This is a genomic window from Bradyrhizobium sp. USDA 4473 (assembly GCF_054063335.1).
The window spans coordinates 3,740,187-3,757,137 of record NZ_JBSSGE010000001.1; the positions used below are offsets into that span (position 1 = coordinate 3,740,187).

Annotated in this window: 16 protein-coding genes; 9 read left to right on the forward strand and 7 right to left on the reverse strand. The window is 64.1% G+C overall.

Annotation, left to right across the window (positions count from 1 at the left end; all coding sequences use genetic code 11):
• Positions 1-157 precede the first annotated feature (157 nt).
• The 4 genes from fliI to ACVW17_RS17360 all read left to right on the forward strand — a co-directional run bounded on the left by fliI (position 158) and on the right by ACVW17_RS17360 (position 3,767).
• A complete protein-coding gene (gene fliI, locus ACVW17_RS17345; RefSeq protein ID WP_456753005.1) occupies positions 158-1,483 on the forward strand; it encodes a flagellar protein export ATPase FliI in 1,326 nt (441 codons plus the stop codon).
• Positions 1,484-1,588: 105 nt separating this feature from the next.
• Positions 1,589-2,008 carry a flagellar export protein FliJ gene (gene fliJ / locus ACVW17_RS17350; RefSeq protein ID WP_456753006.1) on the forward strand — a complete coding sequence of 140 codons (420 nt, stop codon included), beginning with the start codon at positions 1,589-1,591 and terminating at the stop codon, positions 2,006-2,008.
• Between the two features lie 235 nt (positions 2,009-2,243).
• Complete coding sequence (locus ACVW17_RS17355; protein ID WP_456753007.1) at positions 2,244-2,789, forward strand: sigma-70 family RNA polymerase sigma factor; 546 nt, start codon at positions 2,244-2,246, stop codon at positions 2,787-2,789.
• Between the two features lie 3 nt (positions 2,790-2,792).
• Positions 2,793-3,767 (forward strand): anti-sigma factor, encoded by a 975-nt coding sequence (locus ACVW17_RS17360; RefSeq protein WP_456753008.1) that lies wholly within the window; start codon positions 2,793-2,795, stop codon positions 3,765-3,767.
• Between the two features lie 313 nt (positions 3,768-4,080).
• Here the strand turns inward: ACVW17_RS17360 and ACVW17_RS17365 are convergent, their stop codons facing one another.
• From ACVW17_RS17365 to ACVW17_RS17380, 4 genes are all read right to left on the reverse strand, one after another.
• The gene (locus ACVW17_RS17365; protein WP_229188127.1) at positions 4,081-4,281 is read right to left on the reverse strand and encodes a hypothetical protein; all 201 of its coding nucleotides are present in this window, start codon (positions 4,279-4,281) and stop codon (positions 4,081-4,083) included.
• A 353-nt stretch (positions 4,282-4,634) separates the two neighbouring features.
• Entirely contained in the window at positions 4,635-6,767 is a 2,133-nt protein-coding gene (flhA, locus tag ACVW17_RS17370) for a flagellar biosynthesis protein FlhA (protein WP_456753009.1), read from the reverse strand.
• A gap of 307 nt (positions 6,768-7,074) precedes the next feature.
• Positions 7,075-7,284, reverse strand: a complete 210-nt coding sequence (locus tag ACVW17_RS17375) for a hypothetical protein (RefSeq protein WP_456753010.1) — start codon at positions 7,282-7,284, stop codon at positions 7,075-7,077.
• 191 nt (positions 7,285-7,475) lie between these two features.
• Positions 7,476-7,685 (reverse strand): hypothetical protein, encoded by a 210-nt coding sequence (locus tag ACVW17_RS17380; protein ID WP_456753011.1) that lies wholly within the window; start codon positions 7,683-7,685, stop codon positions 7,476-7,478.
• 268 nt (positions 7,686-7,953) lie between these two features.
• Between ACVW17_RS17380 and ACVW17_RS17385 the strand changes: the two genes are divergently transcribed.
• Both ACVW17_RS17385 and ACVW17_RS17390 read left to right on the forward strand, forming a co-directional pair.
• Entirely contained in the window at positions 7,954-8,397 is a 444-nt protein-coding gene (locus ACVW17_RS17385; RefSeq protein ID WP_456753012.1) for a hypothetical protein, read from the forward strand.
• Between the two features lie 194 nt (positions 8,398-8,591).
• Positions 8,592-9,740 carry an MFS transporter gene (locus ACVW17_RS17390; protein ID WP_456797696.1) on the forward strand — a complete coding sequence of 383 codons (1,149 nt, stop codon included), beginning with the start codon at positions 8,592-8,594 and terminating at the stop codon, positions 9,738-9,740.
• A gap of 131 nt (positions 9,741-9,871) precedes the next feature.
• Here ACVW17_RS17390 and ACVW17_RS17395 read toward each other — a convergent pair whose 3' ends face one another.
• Entirely contained in the window at positions 9,872-10,531 is a 660-nt protein-coding gene (locus ACVW17_RS17395) for a MarR family winged helix-turn-helix transcriptional regulator (protein ID WP_456797697.1), read from the reverse strand.
• A 145-nt stretch (positions 10,532-10,676) separates the two neighbouring features.
• On the opposite strand from ACVW17_RS17395, the gene ACVW17_RS17400 reads away from it, so the two are divergent.
• The 3 genes from ACVW17_RS17400 (at position 10,677) to ACVW17_RS17410 (ending at position 14,888) form a co-directional block, all read left to right on the forward strand.
• Positions 10,677-12,230 carry a porin gene (locus ACVW17_RS17400; protein WP_456753015.1) on the forward strand — a complete coding sequence of 518 codons (1,554 nt, stop codon included), beginning with the start codon at positions 10,677-10,679 and terminating at the stop codon, positions 12,228-12,230.
• A gap of 471 nt (positions 12,231-12,701) precedes the next feature.
• Entirely contained in the window at positions 12,702-13,322 is a 621-nt protein-coding gene (locus ACVW17_RS17405) for a MarR family winged helix-turn-helix transcriptional regulator (RefSeq protein WP_456797698.1), read from the forward strand.
• 480 nt (positions 13,323-13,802) lie between these two features.
• On the forward strand, positions 13,803-14,888 hold the full coding sequence (locus ACVW17_RS17410) for an alpha/beta hydrolase family protein (RefSeq protein WP_456797699.1): 1,086 nt from the start codon (positions 13,803-13,805) through the stop codon (positions 14,886-14,888).
• On the opposite strand, the gene ACVW17_RS17415 is transcribed toward ACVW17_RS17410, so the two are convergent.
• Complete coding sequence (locus tag ACVW17_RS17415) at positions 14,866-15,270, reverse strand: DUF4864 domain-containing protein (protein WP_456797700.1); 405 nt, start codon at positions 15,268-15,270, stop codon at positions 14,866-14,868. The genes ACVW17_RS17410 and ACVW17_RS17415 overlap by 23 nt on opposite strands.
• Before the next feature lie 97 nt (positions 15,271-15,367).
• The gene (locus ACVW17_RS17420) at positions 15,368-16,894 is read right to left on the reverse strand and encodes a lysozyme inhibitor LprI family protein (protein ID WP_456797701.1); all 1,527 of its coding nucleotides are present in this window, start codon (positions 16,892-16,894) and stop codon (positions 15,368-15,370) included.
• Positions 16,895-16,951 lie beyond the last annotated feature (57 nt).

Genomic DNA, 16,951 nt, shown 5'->3' on the forward strand with positions numbered 1-16,951 from the left:
ACATTAAGAGCCGGGCCTAACCGACTCTCGCGACTCGCCCTTCTTCTGATGGGCAAGCGACCTCAGTCACCAAAGACAGTGACGCAATGATTAATGATGCGGGTAAACACGAAGTTAAGCGGCTGGAGCAAAATCGCGGAAACTTAAGGTTTTCGCAATGAAGGCGCTCGCGGAGCAGATCGGCGACATCGACGGCGTCAATATATATGGCCGCGTGGTCGGCGTCCGCGGCCTCATGGTCGAGATCGCTGGCCCGATTCACGCGATGTCGGTCGGTGCCCGCATCGTGATCGACGTCGGCGCAGGCCGCTTCATCCCGGCCGAGGTGATCGGCTTCTCCGGCGAGAACGCGGTGGTGATGCCGTTCGGCGGGCTCGAGGGCGTCAGGCGCGGTTGCCGCGCCGTGATCGCCAATGCGGCGAGCCAGGTGCGGCCGTCGCCCGCCTGGCTCGGCCGCGTCGTCAACGCGATGGGCGAGCCGATCGACGGCAAGGGCCCGCTGCCGCAGGGCGCCTCGCCGATGTCCTACCGCAACTCGCCGCCGCCGGCGCATTCGCGCAAGCGGGTCGGTCCGCCGCTCGATCTCGGCGTCCGCGGCCTCAACACCTTTCTCACCTGCTGCCGCGGCCAGCGGCTCGGCATCTTCGCCGGAAGCGGCGTCGGCAAGTCGGTGCTGCTGTCGATGCTGGCACGCAATGTCGATGCCGCGATCTCGGTGATCGGGCTGATCGGCGAACGCGGCCGCGAGGTGCAGGAATTCCTCCAGGAGGATCTCGGCGAGGAGGGCCTGGCGCGCTCCGTCGTGGTGGTCGCGACCTCCGACGAGCCGGCGCTGATGCGGCGCCAGGCAGCGTATCTGACGCTCGCCATCGCCGAGTATTTCCGCGACGAGGACCAGGACGTGCTGTGCCTGATGGACTCGGTGACGCGCTTTGCGATGGCGCAGCGCGAGATCGGGCTCTCGGCCGGCGAGCCGCCGACCGCCAAAGGCTACACGCCGACCGTGTTCACCGAATTGCCGAAACTCCTGGAGCGGGCGGGGCCGGGCACCGGCAACGGCACCATCACCGCGATCTTCACGGTGCTGGTCGACGGCGACGATCACAATGAGCCGATCGCCGACGCGGTGCGCGGCATCCTCGACGGCCATATCGTGATGCAGCGGGCGATCGCCGAGCGCGGCCGCTACCCCGCGGTCAACATCCTCAAGTCGGTCTCGCGCACCATGCCGAAATCGGCCGATCCCAACTTCCTGCCCTTCATCAACAAGGCGCGGCAGGTGATGGCGACCTACTCCGACATGGAGGAACTGATCCGGCTCGGCGCCTACCGGCCGGGTTCCAGCCCCGAGGTCGACGAGGCGATCCGGCTGCATGAGCCGCTCGAGGCCTATCTGCGCCAGGCCAAGGAGGAGGCGACCAGCCTCGGCGACGGCTACCGGCAACTCGCTCAAATCCTGTCGGGTTTGGAAACGGAACGCTAACTTTGTCAGGCCATCATCTCCGGACCATAGCTATGCCGGCGGGGCCCAGCGGGGAGCCGGCTCTGTCCCGCGTTCAGATTTGGGACTTCTGGGGAGTATGAGTCGATGAAGTCACGTGAAACGCTGATCCGCCTGAAGAAATTTCAGGTCGATGAAAAGCGCCGCCGGGTTACCCAGATCGAGGGCATGATCGCCGACTTCCAGCGCATGTCCATCGAACTCGAGCGCGAGATCCAGACCGAGCAGGAGCGCGCCGGGATCAACGACCCCACGCACTTCGCCTATCCCACCTATGCCAAGGCCGCGATCCAGCGCCGGGAAAACCTGACCCGCTCGGCCGACGAACTGCGCGCCCAGCTCGACGACGCCAAGGCGCTGTTGTCGGAGGCGTTCGAGGAATTGAAGAAGGTCGAACTGCTCGACGAGCGCGACCAGGCGCGCGAACGTGCGGAGGAGAGCGCCCGCGAGCAAGCCGACATGGATTCGATCGGCCTGATGCGGGCCCGTCTCGGCGTCATCGCCTGAAGTCTCGCTCCCTCCGCTGACCAGATTTGCGAGCCCGGGCCGATCGCCCGGGCTTTTTGCTGGGCACTGTCCACAAGCCGGCCGCCTCTCAGCCACTTGTCAGCACTCGTCAGCGCACTTGGCGGATGGCGGTGTCCCAAAATATGCTACCACCGGTCCAGACCATGATCGGCAGCGCGGGTGGCAAGGAAGCGATGGGGGATGCAGGCTTGGGGGCGGGCTTGGGGGGCGCAAGATGCTGACGCCGGCTGAGCTGGTCTGGCTGATCGCCGCCGTCGCCAAGGGCGATGAGGCCGCCTTCGAGCGGCTGTACGTCGCCACCCGCGCGAAACTCTTCGGTGTCGTGCTCCGTATCTTGCGGCGACAGGACCTCGCCGAGGAGGTCATTCAGGAGGCTTACGTCAAGATCTGGAACAGCGCCGGGCAGTTCAATCCGGCGCTGTCTTCCCCGATCACGTGGATGACGTCGATCGCGCGCAATCGGGCCATCGACGTGGTGCGCAAGCGCGGCGAAACCTCGCTGGAGGACGAGCCGGCTGCGACGGAGGTTGCCGCCGACTCGCCCGATCCGCTGGCGCGGCGTGAGATGACGGAAGAGTTGAAGCGATTGCTGGAGTGCGTCGGTCGTTTGGAGCCGGATCGTCAGAAGCTCGTGCTGCTCGCCTATTACAACGGCTGGAGCCGCGAGCAACTCGCCGCAAAGTTCGAGACGCCGGTGAACACGGTGAAGACTTGGCTGCGCCGCAGCCTGATGGATATCCGGGAGTGTCTTGGACTCTGATTGATGGCCATTAGCGAAGACCATATCGCGCTCGCCGCGGAATATGCGCTCGGTACGCTCGATGCCGATGAGCGCACCCGGGTCGAGACCATGATGGCCGTCGACAGCGAATTCGCCGCGCTGGTGCAGGCCTGGGAATTCAGGCTGGGGCCGCTGAACCAGATGGTCGGCCTGGTCGAGCCGCGTCCGGTGGTCTGGGAGAACATCAAGACGGCGATCGGCCATGCCGGCGCGCCGCAGGCGCCGCTGGTGCTGCCGGAGACGCCGGCCGCGACGACAGCGCCGCCGCTTGCCGACGATCCCGAATTCGGCTCTGCGTTCGATCCGGAGCCGTCTCGGCCGTCAGAAATCCCGCAGCCGGCCGAGATCCGGCGGCCACCGGTCCAGCCGCGTTTTGGCGTCAACGACGGCACCAACATGATCGCGCTGGCGGGCCGCGTGAGGCGCTGGCGCGGTATCGCGTCGGCGGCGACCGCGATCGCGGCGGCACTGCTGGTGACGCTTGGCCTGCAGATCTACAAGCCCGACGCGTTGCCGAATGCGATCCGGCCGAAGCCGCGGATCCAGACCGTGGAAGTGAAGACGCCGGCGCCGGCACTCACGCCTTCGGCGCAATATGTCGCGCTGCTGCAGGGGCCGAATGGCGGGCCTGCCTTCATCATGACCATCGACGGCGCGACCAAGAACTTTACCGTCCGCAAGGTCGGCGCCACCGCCGAGCCCGGCAAGAGCTTTGAGCTCTGGCTGATCTCCGACAAGCTGCCGCAGCCGCGCTCGCTCGGCGTGATCGGCGCCGATGAGTTCACCGCGCGGCCGGTGCTGTCGGGCTACGACCCCGACGTGGTCAACGGCGCGACCTACGCGGTGACGGTGGAACAGGCCGGCGGTTCGCCGAACGGCCAGCCGACCTCGGCGCCGATCTTCACCGGCAAGCTGATCGAGACCGTGCCGGGCGGGACGAACACGCCGCCCCGGTAGGCGTTGCCGCTCCCTCATGCGCGGCCGTGGGCATTGGCTATTCGTTGTCATTGCGAGCGAAGCGAAGCAATCCATGGTCACCCAGCACGCGGAACGATGGATTGCTTCGCTACGCTCGCAATGACGTGGAGAGAGCTGTGCGCGCCGTCAGTCGGCACCGGCGTTGAACCCACCATCCGCACAAAAAAGAAAACGCCCGTGGGGAGCGGGCGTTTTCGATAGTCAACTTGGGGGTAGTTGGGGGTCTTAAATATCCACGTAGCGACTTTGGGGGGCTGTAAAGAACACCACGTGAATTCGTGAAACTCTCCTGTTAGCGGACCAGCGACGTGCCCGAACTCGTGATCGCGACCGGCTTACCGGCCTTCATCACACGTGCGGTCTGGGTGTAACCCTCGTCCGACGAATTGTGCGCCGAGATGCCGAAACCAGCGACCAGGATACCGGCGACCAAGGCCACGACCACAATCTTCAGGTGCGTCGTACGATCAGCGCTGTAGATCGAGTGGTTCATGGAAGTCTCCTGCCGCCTTCCTGCTCTCAGTAAATCTGTCGGTCTGGTCTGTTGCCCGGTTCAACGTCTCGTGCCTCGCTAACGTAGGATTTGCCGATTCCGTTCCCTAGAGGCCATCACAAGGGCGTGATGAGACGTGATCGGTCGCGATCAAAAATGACGCTTTGGTAATCCTGGATCGAACTAAAGCTTTGTAATATCAGTAGCTTGGTCTGACGCTGGAATGTTGCATTCCAGATGGGGCCGATCCGGTCCGTTCCACATAAATCAGTTGCCTGTGGCGAGAAAACACAGACGAAAACGCAAATGATTTGCGGCCGCTAGAGCGTTCCGATCCGATCAGAACGCACGCTCTACACGCTGCCGACGGTCTTCAGCCGGGCCCGGGGATGGATCTCGGCCTGCGACAGGACGGTGGTCTGCGAGCGGAACCGTTCCACCAGTGAGCGAACGAACGGCCGGATCGCGGCCGATGTCACCAGCACCGGCGCCTCGCCTTCGCGCGCCGCCTGCTCGAAGGCATTGCGCACCGCGGTCATGAACTCCGACAGTTTCGAGGGCTGCATCGCCAGGCTGCGGTCGTCGCCCTGGCCCACGATCGACTCCGCGAATGCCTGCTCCCAGCGCGCCGACAGCGCGATCAGCGGCAGATAGCCGTTCGGCGAGGTGTTCTGGGCGCAGATCTGCCGCGCCAGCCGGGCGCGGACATGCTCGACCATGGTGGCCGGGTTGCGCGAGAACGCCAGCGCATCGGCGATGCCCTCGAGGATGGTCGAAAGGTCGCGGATCGAGATCCGTTCGGCGAGCAGCAATTGCAGCACGCGCTGGATACCTGACACCGTAACCTGGCTCGGCACGATGTCCTTGATCAGCTCGCCTTGCTCCTTCGGCAGGTCCTTCAGGAGCTTCTGCACCTCGCCATAGGACAACAGATCCGCCATGTTGGTCTTGAGCAGCTCGGTCAGATGGGTCGACAGCACGGTGGCGGCATCGACCACGGTGTAGCCCTTCAGCGCGGCCTCTTCCTTCAGGCCGGCGTCGACCCAGGTCGCGGGCAGGCCGAAGGTAGGCTCCATGGTGTGGATGCCGGGGAGCTGCACCTGGTTGCCGGCCGGGTCCATGACCATGAACTGGCTCGGCCAGATCTTACCGGTGCCGGCGTCGACTTCCTTGATCTTGATGACGTAGCTGTTGGCCTCGAGCTGGACGTTGTCGAGGATGCGCACCGCCGGCATCACAAAACCCATCTCGATCGCAAGCGAGCGGCGCAGCGCCTTGATCTGCTCGGTGAGGCGGTCGGTGCCGTCGGGACCGTTGACCAGCGGCAGCAGCGCGTAGCCGAGCTCGATCTTGAGGTCGTCGATCTTCAGCGCGGCGGCGATCGGCTCCTCCGCGGCGGCAGCGGCGGCGGCCGCGGCCGCAGCCGGTGCAGCCGCTGCCGCTGTTTCGGCCGCCTTCGCCGCCCGCTTCTGGTTGCGCGCGTTCCAGGCCAACACCGCGGCGCCGGAGCCGAGCGCGAGGAACGGCAGCGTCGGAATGCCCGGCAGCAGCGCCAGCACCAGCATGACGCCAGCCGACATGCCGAGCGCCTGCGGATAGCCGGAGAGCTGGCGCATCAGCGCCTTGTCGGCGGCGCCGGTGATGCCGGCCTTGGAGACCAACAGGCCGGCCGCGGTCGAGACGATCAGCGCCGGCACCTGGGTGACGAGGCCGTCGCCGACCGTCAGCACGGTGTAGGTGCGGGCGGCTTCGCTGAAGGAGAGGCCCTGCTGGGCGACGCCGATGATGATGCCGCCGACGATGTTGATGCCGACGATCAGGAGGCCGGCGATGGCGTCGCCGCGGACGAATTTCGAGGCACCGTCCATCGCGCCGAAGAAGCCGCTCTCGTCCTCCAGCGCCTTGCGGCGCTCCTTGGCGGCCTTCTCGTCGATCAGGCCGGCGGACAGGTCGGCGTCGATCGCCATCTGCTTGCCGGGCATCGAGTCCAATTGGAAGCGCGCCGCGACTTCGGCGATGCGGCCCGAACCCTTGGTGATGACCACGAAGTTCACGATCACCAGGATCGCGAACACGATGATGCCGATCACGAAGTTGCCGCCCATCACGAAATTGCCGAACGCCTCGATGACGTGGCCGGCAGCAGCCGTGCCCTCGTGGCCATGGCTCAGGATCAGCCGGGTCGAGGCCATGTTCAGCGACAGCCGCAGCATGGTCGAGATCAGCAGGATGGTCGGGAACGAGGAGAATTCCAGCGGCGCCTGGATGAACAGCGAGGTCATCAGGATCAGGATCGAGACCGTGATCGAGACCGCCAGGAAGAGGTCGAGCACGATCGAAGGCAGCGGCAGGATCAGCACCACCAGGATGGTGAGGACGCCGAGTGCCAGCGCGAGGTCGCCGCGCTTGAGGATGTCGCCGATCTCGCCGAGGCTCGGCAATCCGCTTTTGCCTGCCGTGCCCTGACCCGCCGTGACGTCGACCATGGTAGCCGCTCTCCCCCGCGACTGGCGGCCGCGGCCGCCAAGCGTCTGCGCGACGGCCGCAGGGCCGCCGTTCCGAAAGTGAGGCACCGCGCTGGCGTTCACGGGGATCTCCGCCCGTTAGACGCGTTCGACGACACTCGACTTCACTCGGCAATTCTTGCCGGGTGTATGGTTAGCAAAGGGTTAATAAGTGCCGTGGAAGGGCCGCGCCGGACGTCGCAGGCGTTCGAGCAGGGGATTGGCCTAAGGATTCCCGGCCGGAAAGGGCGGGGCGGACCGTCCGGCTGTTCCGGGGCGGGATCGCGGCCTATCTCAGCACACCGAGCACCGCGCCCGACGCGGCGATCAGGCCGAGCGTGATGACGCTGGCGCGCCACAGCAATTGCCGCCGGGCGTCGCGCCGGTCGTGGAAGGCCAGCCAGTCGTGGACAAAGCCCGCAGGGATATCGAACACCACGGCCGACTTGTTGGGACGGTGCGTCTCATGCTCGCAATACATCGTCCGAACGACCGGCACGCCCAGCCATTCGAGCTCGCAATGCTACTCCCAGGCATGCTTGCCGTTGGTCCAGCGATTTTCAAAAGGGATCACGTGTGATTCCATGACGAGCCTCCTGGCCCACCCTTGAACCTCACACGGCAAGTCTAGCTCAATTTCACGAGCGGTGCGAGATCGGCGGTGGCCGTCTCGGTCCGGTCATGATGGCGCTAGTTGGCGGACGGCATCCATTTGCGCCAATGCGTCGGCTGGATGTCGGGATGCTTGCTGCCGGCATGGTCGACCCACGCGGCGCCGTCGCGGTGGCAGGGGAACATCAGCGCATGCACCATGCCATCATAGTCGAGGACACAGACCTCGAGCTCCCGGTCCGATGGCGCCGACGCAACGGGCAACCACTCTGCTGACGACGAATGCATGATGACCCTCCGACAGTTAAGCGCTTCGATCCTGATACCTTGCGAGCTGCGCGCCATCCGGCGGGATGATAGGTCCGGGTGGCGGGACGCCAATGTGAACCGGCTCGCATTGTAGCAGTTTTCTCGTCAGCATGGATCGCGGAACGATGGGCGATATTCCCGGTCGATCGGGTCGTCGCGACCGCTGCAGTGCACGACGCCGTTTGAACTTTCGCGGCGCAGTCTCCGACCAAACGCCAACAACGCCACTCAGCCGCCGGAGGCCTCCATGTCGAACCGGGCCGGACGAACCGTCACGGCAGCTCTTACTGCGGCAATTGCGCTGCTTTCGGTGCCGGCATCGGCCGCAACGCTGCCGGACGACCGGACCTGGCTGATCCGCATGATCTCCTGCAAGGGGAACGGCGTTCTGATGGAGGTCTACCTGCCGCAATCGGTCGTGTTCGCGCCGCATGGCGGCATGGCTGCCGGCAAGACAGCGGACGGCTTCTACACGCTCGATCTGACCGAGCTCAACAAGGGCAAGGGCCTTGAGCCGGTGCATGTGACGATGAGCGCCGACAAGAAATCTGTCACGGTCGACCAGTACACCCGCGGCCTGCCGCCGACCCGCATCCCGGTCAGCGGCGGCATCGTGGATTTCGATCAGCGGTTCGGCATCGGCGCGAGCTGCGGCCCGTTCCAGGCGCAGGATCCGAACTACGGCAATTGAGGCACTTCACGCGTTGGTGAGTTCGGCGCGTCCCCTTGCTGCTGCATGCCTAATCTCTCGGCAATGCGCTTGACCTTGAGGCAAATGCCGACGAAGTTCCGGCTGCCGTGGCAATTTCTTCTGAATTTTCTCCTGAAGTCGCATCATTCATTCCCGACTCGCGTCGGGCATGGCTCCGTCTTGTCGTCGCCGTGGTGATCGGTTCGCTCGGCAGCGTCGGCATGTGGTCGGTGGTGGTGGCGCTGCCGGTGGTGCAAGCCGACTTCGGCGCGACGCGCGGAACGGCCTCGCTCGCCTTCACCATGGTGATGCTCGGCTTCGGCATCGGCCAGGTCGTAACCGGCAAGATCAGCGATCGCTATGGCATCGTCGCCGCGATCGGCGCCGGGATCGGCATCCTCGGCCTCGGCTATGTCGGCGCCGGCTATGCGCCGTCGATCTGGACCTTCATCCTGCTGCATTTCGCCATCGGCCTGTCGTCGGCCGCGACCTTCGGCCCCCTGATGGCGGAAGCCTCGCACTGGTTCGAGCGCTACCGCGGCCTCGCGGTCGCGATCGCCGCCAGCGGCAATTATGTTGGCGGCACGGTATGGCCGCCGCTGGTCAATTTCGGCATCCAGAGTGTCGGCTGGCGCACCACCCATATCGCGATCGGCATCTTCACCGCGGTCGCAATGACGCTCGCGCTGATGGTGCTCCGTGTGTTGATGGGGGCGGCGACCCGGCGCAGCCATGTCAACGCGCCGCCGCCGCGCGTCGACCTTCGCCTGTCCACCAACGCGCTGACCGCGATCCTGTCGCTGGCGTCGATCTCCTGCTGCGTGGCGATGTCGATGCCGCAGGTTCACATCGTCGCCTATTGCGGCGATCTCGGCTACGGCGTGGCGCGCGGCGCCGAGATGCTGTCGCTGATGCTCGGATTCGGCATCATCAGCCGGATCGGCTCCGGCTTCCTCGCGGACCGGATCGGCGGCATCCGCACGCTGCTGATCGGCTCGATCGCGCAGGGCGCGGCGCTGCTGTTCTACCTGTTCTTCGACAGCCTGACCTCGCTCTACATCATCTCGGCGATGTTCGGCCTGTTCCAGGGCGGCATCGTGCCGAGCTACGCCATCATCGTGCGCGAGGCGATGCCGGCCTCGGAGGCCGCGACCCGGATCGGCATCGTGATCTTCGCCTCGGTGTTCGGCATGTCCTTCGGCGGCTGGATCTCCGGCGTGATCTTCGACGCCTCCGGCTCCTATGCCGCGGCCTTCGCCAATGGCCTCGCCTGGAACCTGCTCAATGTCAGCATCATCCTGCTGCTGCTGATGCGGGCGCGACATCGGCTGGTACTGGCATGATCCGGAAAAGTGCGCGGCGGTTTTCCGAGGAGATCATGCCCAAGCAACTGGCATGATCCGGAAAAGTGCGCGGCGGTTTTCCGAGGAGATCATGCCCAGCAAATGCCATGATCCGGAAAAGTGCGCAGCGGTTAGAGATCGACCGAGATTTTCGCGATCGCTTTTTCCAGGCGATTCTTGATCGAATCCATCTTGCCCGTCAGTTGCAGCAATTCACGTAGATCGAGATCGGCATAGACGAACTCGTTCAATTCCTTGCGCTGCGAAGACAGGTTCGCCATCTGCTTCTTGGCGTGCTCGGTCAGCGACAGGTTCACGACCCGGGCATCCTCGGTCGAACTCTTCCGGCGCAGCAGGTTCTTCTTTTCGAGCAGCTTTGACTGCGTCACCACGAACGATTGATCGACGCGTAGCGCCCGTGACACCGCGCCGACGGGCAGGCCGACATTGCGGTCCTCGGCATTCGCCAGCACAGTCATGATCATCCATTGTGGGCCGGTGATTCCGATCATCTTGGCCCAGATGCTGCGCAATTCCTCAAGGCGCATGCTGGTCGAGACGATCTCCCAAGCCAGTCGCTCGGCCGCGTCTTGCAGTTTGTCGGTCGATCTGCGCTCGGTCATGACCATCCTTAACAAAAATTCATCTTCACAGATATCGAGCGATTTTTGAAGCTGGCCTGACAAAAATGTTGGTTGATGCGTTGCCCGAATGACACAGGGGTGCACAAAGATAGAATGACTAACTAATATAAGTTGAATATGTGACTGCCCAATTGCATTGTTCCGCATCGTAGATGGGGGGCATCCACCATCTCACGCCTGCAGTGGCCGAGTTGACCACGAGCATCTTGAAAATGGCTGCGCGGCAGCGGTTTTCGGGAACGGGAACTTTTGTCGCTTTGCCAGCAGTGCAAGGCATCACTTGGAGGATAGCATGAAGATCGTTAAGGGCCTTTTGTTGGGCTCGGTGGCAACTCTCGTCGCAAGCAGCGGCGCCATGGCGGCCGACCTTCCGGTCAAGGCCAAGGCAGTCGAGTACGTGAAGGTCTGCTCGCTCTATGGTCCGGGCTTCTACTTCATCCCCGGCACCGACACCTGCATCAAGCTGGGCGGCTATTTGCGCGCCGACGTTCTCGCGAACACGAACTCGGACGCCTCCGGCAACACGTCAGGTGCTGGTGGCGCACAGAATCGCTTCACCAACGGCTACACCTGGCGTTCGCGTGAAGACCTCAACGTCGACACCCGCACCGCGACCGAGTACGGCGTGGTTCGCACCTATGTCGACCTGACCTTCAGCTGGACGTCGGACACCTACGGTGGGCAAGGCAACGGCGCGACGGTTTACTCGCCGATCGGAACGGCGGCCGCTCCGAACAACGCGACCTCGGGCGGCGTTGCTGCCGGTACGCTTGGCGTCTACTACGCCTTTATCCAGTTCGCGGGCTTCACTATCGGTAAGGCGGTCTCGCAGTTCTCGGCGCCGTGGACCAACTATCCGGGCAACAACTTCGACGGTCTCGTCGGCGGCGGCGGCACGGTCACGGGTGTCAACCAGTTCACCTACACCGCGCAGTTCGGCAACGGCGTGTCGCTCGCCCTGTCGGCTCAGGATCAGTCGGCCTACTATCAGGCTGGCGTGCAGAATCTCGGTACGCTCGGTAGCGGTGCCCTCGGTGCGTATGGCGCGAGCGACTATGCCGGCACGATTTCTCCGGACCTCGTCGCGGCTCTCCGCGTCGACCAGGCCTGGGGCCTGTTCCAGGCGTCGTTCGCGGCGCATGACAACCACGCAGCATACTATGGCGGCACCGAGTTGACCGGTCATCCGGACGACAAGTGGGGCTGGGCTGCTCAGCTGGCCTTGTCGATCAAGAACATCCCGACCGGACCTGGCGATACCATCAACATCCAGGGCGTCTACACCGACGGTGCAACCCGTTACAACATCCAGGATCTGTCGATCGCCGGCGCTGTCACCTACTTCGGCGGGACCAACATTCCTGGCGCTTATCAGAGCATCGGCTTTGGCATGGCTCCGGACAGCGTGTTCGTCAACGGCGGCCAGCAGCAGTTGATCCAGACCTGGGGCATGCGCGGTGCGTATATCCATAACTGGAGCCCCAACTGGAACACCAGCATCTACGGTGCTTACGCGGGCATTCACTACAACGATACGGCGAAGTCTGCGATCTGCGGACCAACCGGCAGCGGTGTTGGCGGTTCGTTCGGCGCGGTGTTCGGTACCGCCGGCTTGACCTCGTGCAACCCGGACTACAACATTGCGCAGATCGGCACGCAGACGCAGTGGACTCCGGTCAAGAACCTGACCTTCTCGGCAGACCTGACCTACACCCACCTCGATCAGAAGTACGCCGGCACGATCACCTATCCCGGCAGCGCCTCGATCGGCAAGCCGGCAGCGGTGTACGAGCTGAAGGATCAGGACACCTTGACCCTGCTGCTCCGCGCGCAGCGCAACTGGTAATATCCGGCTGATCCGGACTTGATCGCCAAACAGAGCCCCGACGGGAAACTGTCGGGGCTTTGATTTTGAAAGCGTCTTCCGAATTTGAAAGAAGAGCCTGTTGTATGATTTACTAACATTAGTCTATCATGTACAAACCAAGCGTCGGTTGCTCTGCCGGCCGTGATGATGAGGAGACATTACACATCTTCATGAACTAACCTCCAGAACCTCCGGCAATGCCCTGCCGGAGGTTCTTCATTTTGAGCGATCCAATCGCGCGCGCTTCAGGGCTGTGAACCGATCCCACGGCGCAAAACCGTCGCGCTGCCGCGGCGCACGGACTCGTGAAGCCCGGCATCGAAAACTGCTCCGCATCGTGATGTGCGATACGAGCAAAATATTATATGACTATATCATCTAATTAGGGTTGGAGTGCGGCACAGTATGCCGAAGGCAATTGCGAGATCGAACCGCCACCGCAGACCTTCGATGGCCCATTCCGCGGCGGCGTCTGGTTCGGCGCAGCAAACCGATCGACCCGTGAAGACGACCGAGCTGCAAGTGCAGCGCCTCACGGGTTGCCTGCATTCGTTGTCGTCGCGCCATCACCACCTGACCCAGGGTTACGCGGCGCAAGCCGGCATCGCCGGCATTCAGTACACGATCCTGACCACGATCCGTTATCTCGAGACCAGCGGCGACGTCTTCCCGGTCACCGTCGCTGCGTATCTCCGGTTGACCAGCGCGGGTGTCACCAAAACGATCCAGCACCTGACCGAGCTGGGGCTGGTCGAAAAGGCCGGTGATCTGGATGATCGGCGCCGGACCAAGCTGACCGTCACGCCGGCCGGCTGCGCCCTTCTCGACTCGCTCGCGCCGATGCAGTCCGACGTCAATGACGTTTGGCTCGATTGCATGAACGATGAGGAATTCTCGATCTTCCTCGATCTCGTCGAGCGATTCATCAAGTCGAGCGATCGTGCGCTGGCGGTGCAAGGCTACCTCGTCAAGGACAACAATACCGTCGCTTTCCAGCTGTCCGGTGCTGATCGAACGGCGCAATGTCGTCGCGCGTCCGTAGGGCTACGCGGCAGAGTCACAGTCGAGTGACCGGCGGCCTACCAATTCTCGCGATCCCGTGAGCGTGCCTGCGCCGAGAGCAGGTTCGCCACACGCGACAGGCGAGCTGGACAACGCAGGGGAGGTGTATTGAGCATCCACTAGGCAAATGATTGCTGCGGCAACATTCGGCCCCTCAGGCATAAGCGCAATGCATTCCTGCGCCGCCATATCGACGATTGCTGCCGCTGAATTACTTCAATTATATGAAGCCGCATTGGAATAATTTCTTAGGAGAGCTGGGTGACTGGCGTTTGCGATTTCGCCGCCAACGTCGCGCGGCAGCCGAAGCGGTGGATCGTCGACGCGATTTGGCGGACTCGTATCGATAACGCGTACCGGCAGCGGAGCCGGGTGCGAACGAGTTGACGAAACATGCATGACCACCATGAAGCGCATGGCGTCTCGTCGAGCAGCGTCGAGTTCGATGACAAGGGCTGGCCCGCCTGGCCGGATCGCGAGGATCTGTCGGTGGAGTTCATCAAGCTGTTGGCCGCCGCCCAGGAGGGCGGCTCGACGGTTTCCGAATGCTGGTTGACCCTCAGCAAGATCGACCTCGCTTCGGAGAGTTCGTGGTCGGCGGAGTGGATCAAGACCGCGGAGCTGAACGAGGCGAGGGCCGAATTGTCGTCGCTGAGCGGCAACATGATCACCGCCCGTCGCAACTGGCTTCGCGCCACGACTTACTTTCACGCCGCCGCGAGACCTCCCGGCTACTCTAACGATCTGTTGAAACGCGCCGTCGACGGCATGCGGCGATGCGCGCTCAAGTTCCTGGAGAACCGCGTTCCTGCCGGCCGGCTGCTCTCGATTCCCTGGACCGACGACCTGTCGCTTCAGGCCTGCTACCTGCCGCCGGCTGTTCGCGACGATGGACCGGTCATCGTCTGCATCGGCGAGCCGGGCTCCTACAAGGAAGAATTGATCACCAAATACGCTGCTCACGCCAACGAGCGCGGCTTCGCGCTGCTCGCGGTGGATCTGCTGGGTAGCCAGACGGCGTTGCCGCCGGAACGGCTCGAGGGCCACAAGTTCGAAGCCGCCATGAGCCGTGTGCTGGACTTTCTTTCGGAAATGCCCGGCGTCGATCGCACGCGGATCGCCATCGTGGCGGATGCCTGCAATTCCTCGCTCGTCGCCCGTGCGGCGGCCAGCGATGCCCGGTTTGCCGCGGCGGTTTGCGACGCCGGAATGTGGGACTTGCACGAAAGAAGTTTCTTCCATCGGCAGATCGGCGACGACAGGCAGATCTGCTGGATCGAAGAAGCCAACGCGATTTCACGCGGCATCGACTGCCCGTTGCTCGTCACCGCCGGTGAAGCCGGCTGGCTGCTGCCGGGTGCCCTGGCCAAATTCGGCGACCAGCTGAGCAGCGTCCATCGCGACGCCAGCTTGATCCTGTTCCGGCGTGGCGAAACCGCCGCCATGCAGGGACATATCGACAACCCGACATTGGCCAATGAGGTCATCTTCGACTGGCTTGAAGACAGGCTTGGGCCGGGAAAGGGCCTCGCGCAACGATCCGATCCGGCGATCACACCGCCTGGCCGGCCTTGAGCAGCGAGCAGCCGGTGATCTTCAGGCTGCCGTCCGCCTGCCGTTCCAGCGTGTAAAGCGCCTCCCACGCCTCGCCGTTGGCGTCGACGATGTGGACGCGCTGCGCGATCCGGTCGCCCGCGCTCTGCGCCGCGCCGAACTCGAAGCTCCGGTGCCGATAGACCGGCGCATATTGGTTCTGCACCATCGACATGAAGATGTCGGCCTGCGGAAAGATCTGCCGGATCGCGGGCGCGGCGTAGGAATAGGCGCCGGCGGCATCGTCGCGGCCGAACGCCTGCTCCTGGGCGCGGATCACGTCCTGCGCGGCGCTGAGGTCGTCGGCGATGGCCGGCGCGGCGAGGGCGAACAGAATGGCGGCAATGAGGGCGATCGCGCGCATGCGGGGCTCCTTCTCGGATACCGGCAGATACGCACCCTATCACAGGCTGGTTTCCGTCGGTTGAGATGATCGCAGGCAGGGCGCTGGCCTGCCTGCGTCAGCGGATCGAGCCCTTGAAATTGTCGATGTCGGGCGAGGGGCGGGCCGGAAACAGCCGTGCGGTCGAGGAGTTGTCGAGCCGGCGCTTGCATTTTGCCTCGTCGGCGCTGTCCTCGGTGCCGTCCTTGCCGGTGCGCTTCCTGGCGAAGGCGTCGTCCTGCCGGTTGACGATCAGCATGGCGTGGTCGCGCTCCAGCGTGTCGGGGTTCTTGCGCTGCTCGTCGGAGCGGAAGGCGCCGCCGACCATCTTGCCCGTCATCTCGTAGTCGCAGCCGGCCTTCCAGTCGCCCTGGTCCCACTTCCATCCCACCGCCTTCATCGTGCCGTCCTTGTCGGTGGAGACCTTGATGATGGCGTTGTAGGCGAGCCAGATGCCGTCAAGCCCGCTGCGCTTGTCGTCAAAGTCCTCGAGCAGCGCCAGCCGCTCCCGCTGCAAGCCGTTGACGTGATCGCGTGCGTCGACGGTGAAGTGGACCTGCGAGCTCTGTTTATTCCAGGCTGGATGCAGGAATTCCGGATATTGCGCGCCCTGGCTCTTCACCCAGTTGCGCTGGTCGTCGATCAGCGCGCGCCGCGTCGCGTCGTCGAGCCGCGGCTGCAGCGCCTTCCAGGCGCGGTTCAGCCGCTGGTCGTTGTCGGCGAGATCAGGGTCGGCGCAGATTTCCTCGTCGGTCGCACTCTCCGGTCTGGTGCAGTCGAAGGTCGGGGCGACGAAGGCGGTGTCGGCCTTGTCGAATGCGTTGTCCTTGCCGGCGGCGAAATAGCTGCCGGTGATCTGCCACATCGAAGAGCAGTCGTTGAGCCCGTCCCAATCCTCGTCATCGATGCTTCCGACGATCCGCAGGGTCTCGCCTTGGCGGCGCAGTTTCAATGACGGCGGCTTGGCTGGAGCGGCCGTTGCGTCGGTCTTCGCCTTGTCGGCGGAGGCGTCGGCTTCGATCACCGCGGGACCGGCGAGCCAGCCAGTCCCCGACGGCTTCAGCGCGGCGGTCAGCTTGCAGCTCCGCTTGCGGTCGCCGCCATAATCGCCGCGCAGATCGGCGGCGAGGCGATAGGCGCCATTATCGGCCGGCGTCAATGTGATGCTGCCGAAGGCATTGACCCAGGTGCCTGACAGGCCGGGCCGGCCGGATGCGATTCCGTTGAGGGCTGCCGCCCGGCGTCGCAACGCCTCGGCAAATGCCTGCTTCAGCTCGTCCTCGTTGGCGTCCGTGAGCACCTCCGCTGCGTCGATGATCATCTCGTTGAACCAGGCCTGGTCGCGCTTCAGCAGCGGCCTGACATTGGCCGGCAACTTGCCGATTGCCGCATCGAACGCCTTGTCGATCTGCGCCACCAGCCTGTCATAGCCGGCCTTCTTGCAGTCGGCGGTCTTGATCCGGTCATCGCCGCTATTGCCGCACAGCCTGATCGCGGTCGGTGCGCTGCTCGAGGCGCGCAGATCATCGTCCATCGCAGCCGACGGGCCGGAGGCAAGGACCGCGATGGCCGCGACGGCGGCCGCAAGCCGTGAACCACAAGGCATCGACGTCATCCGCAGGGCCGCGCCATGCGGCCCCTGCGCCTTGGGTCGCCGGCCGTG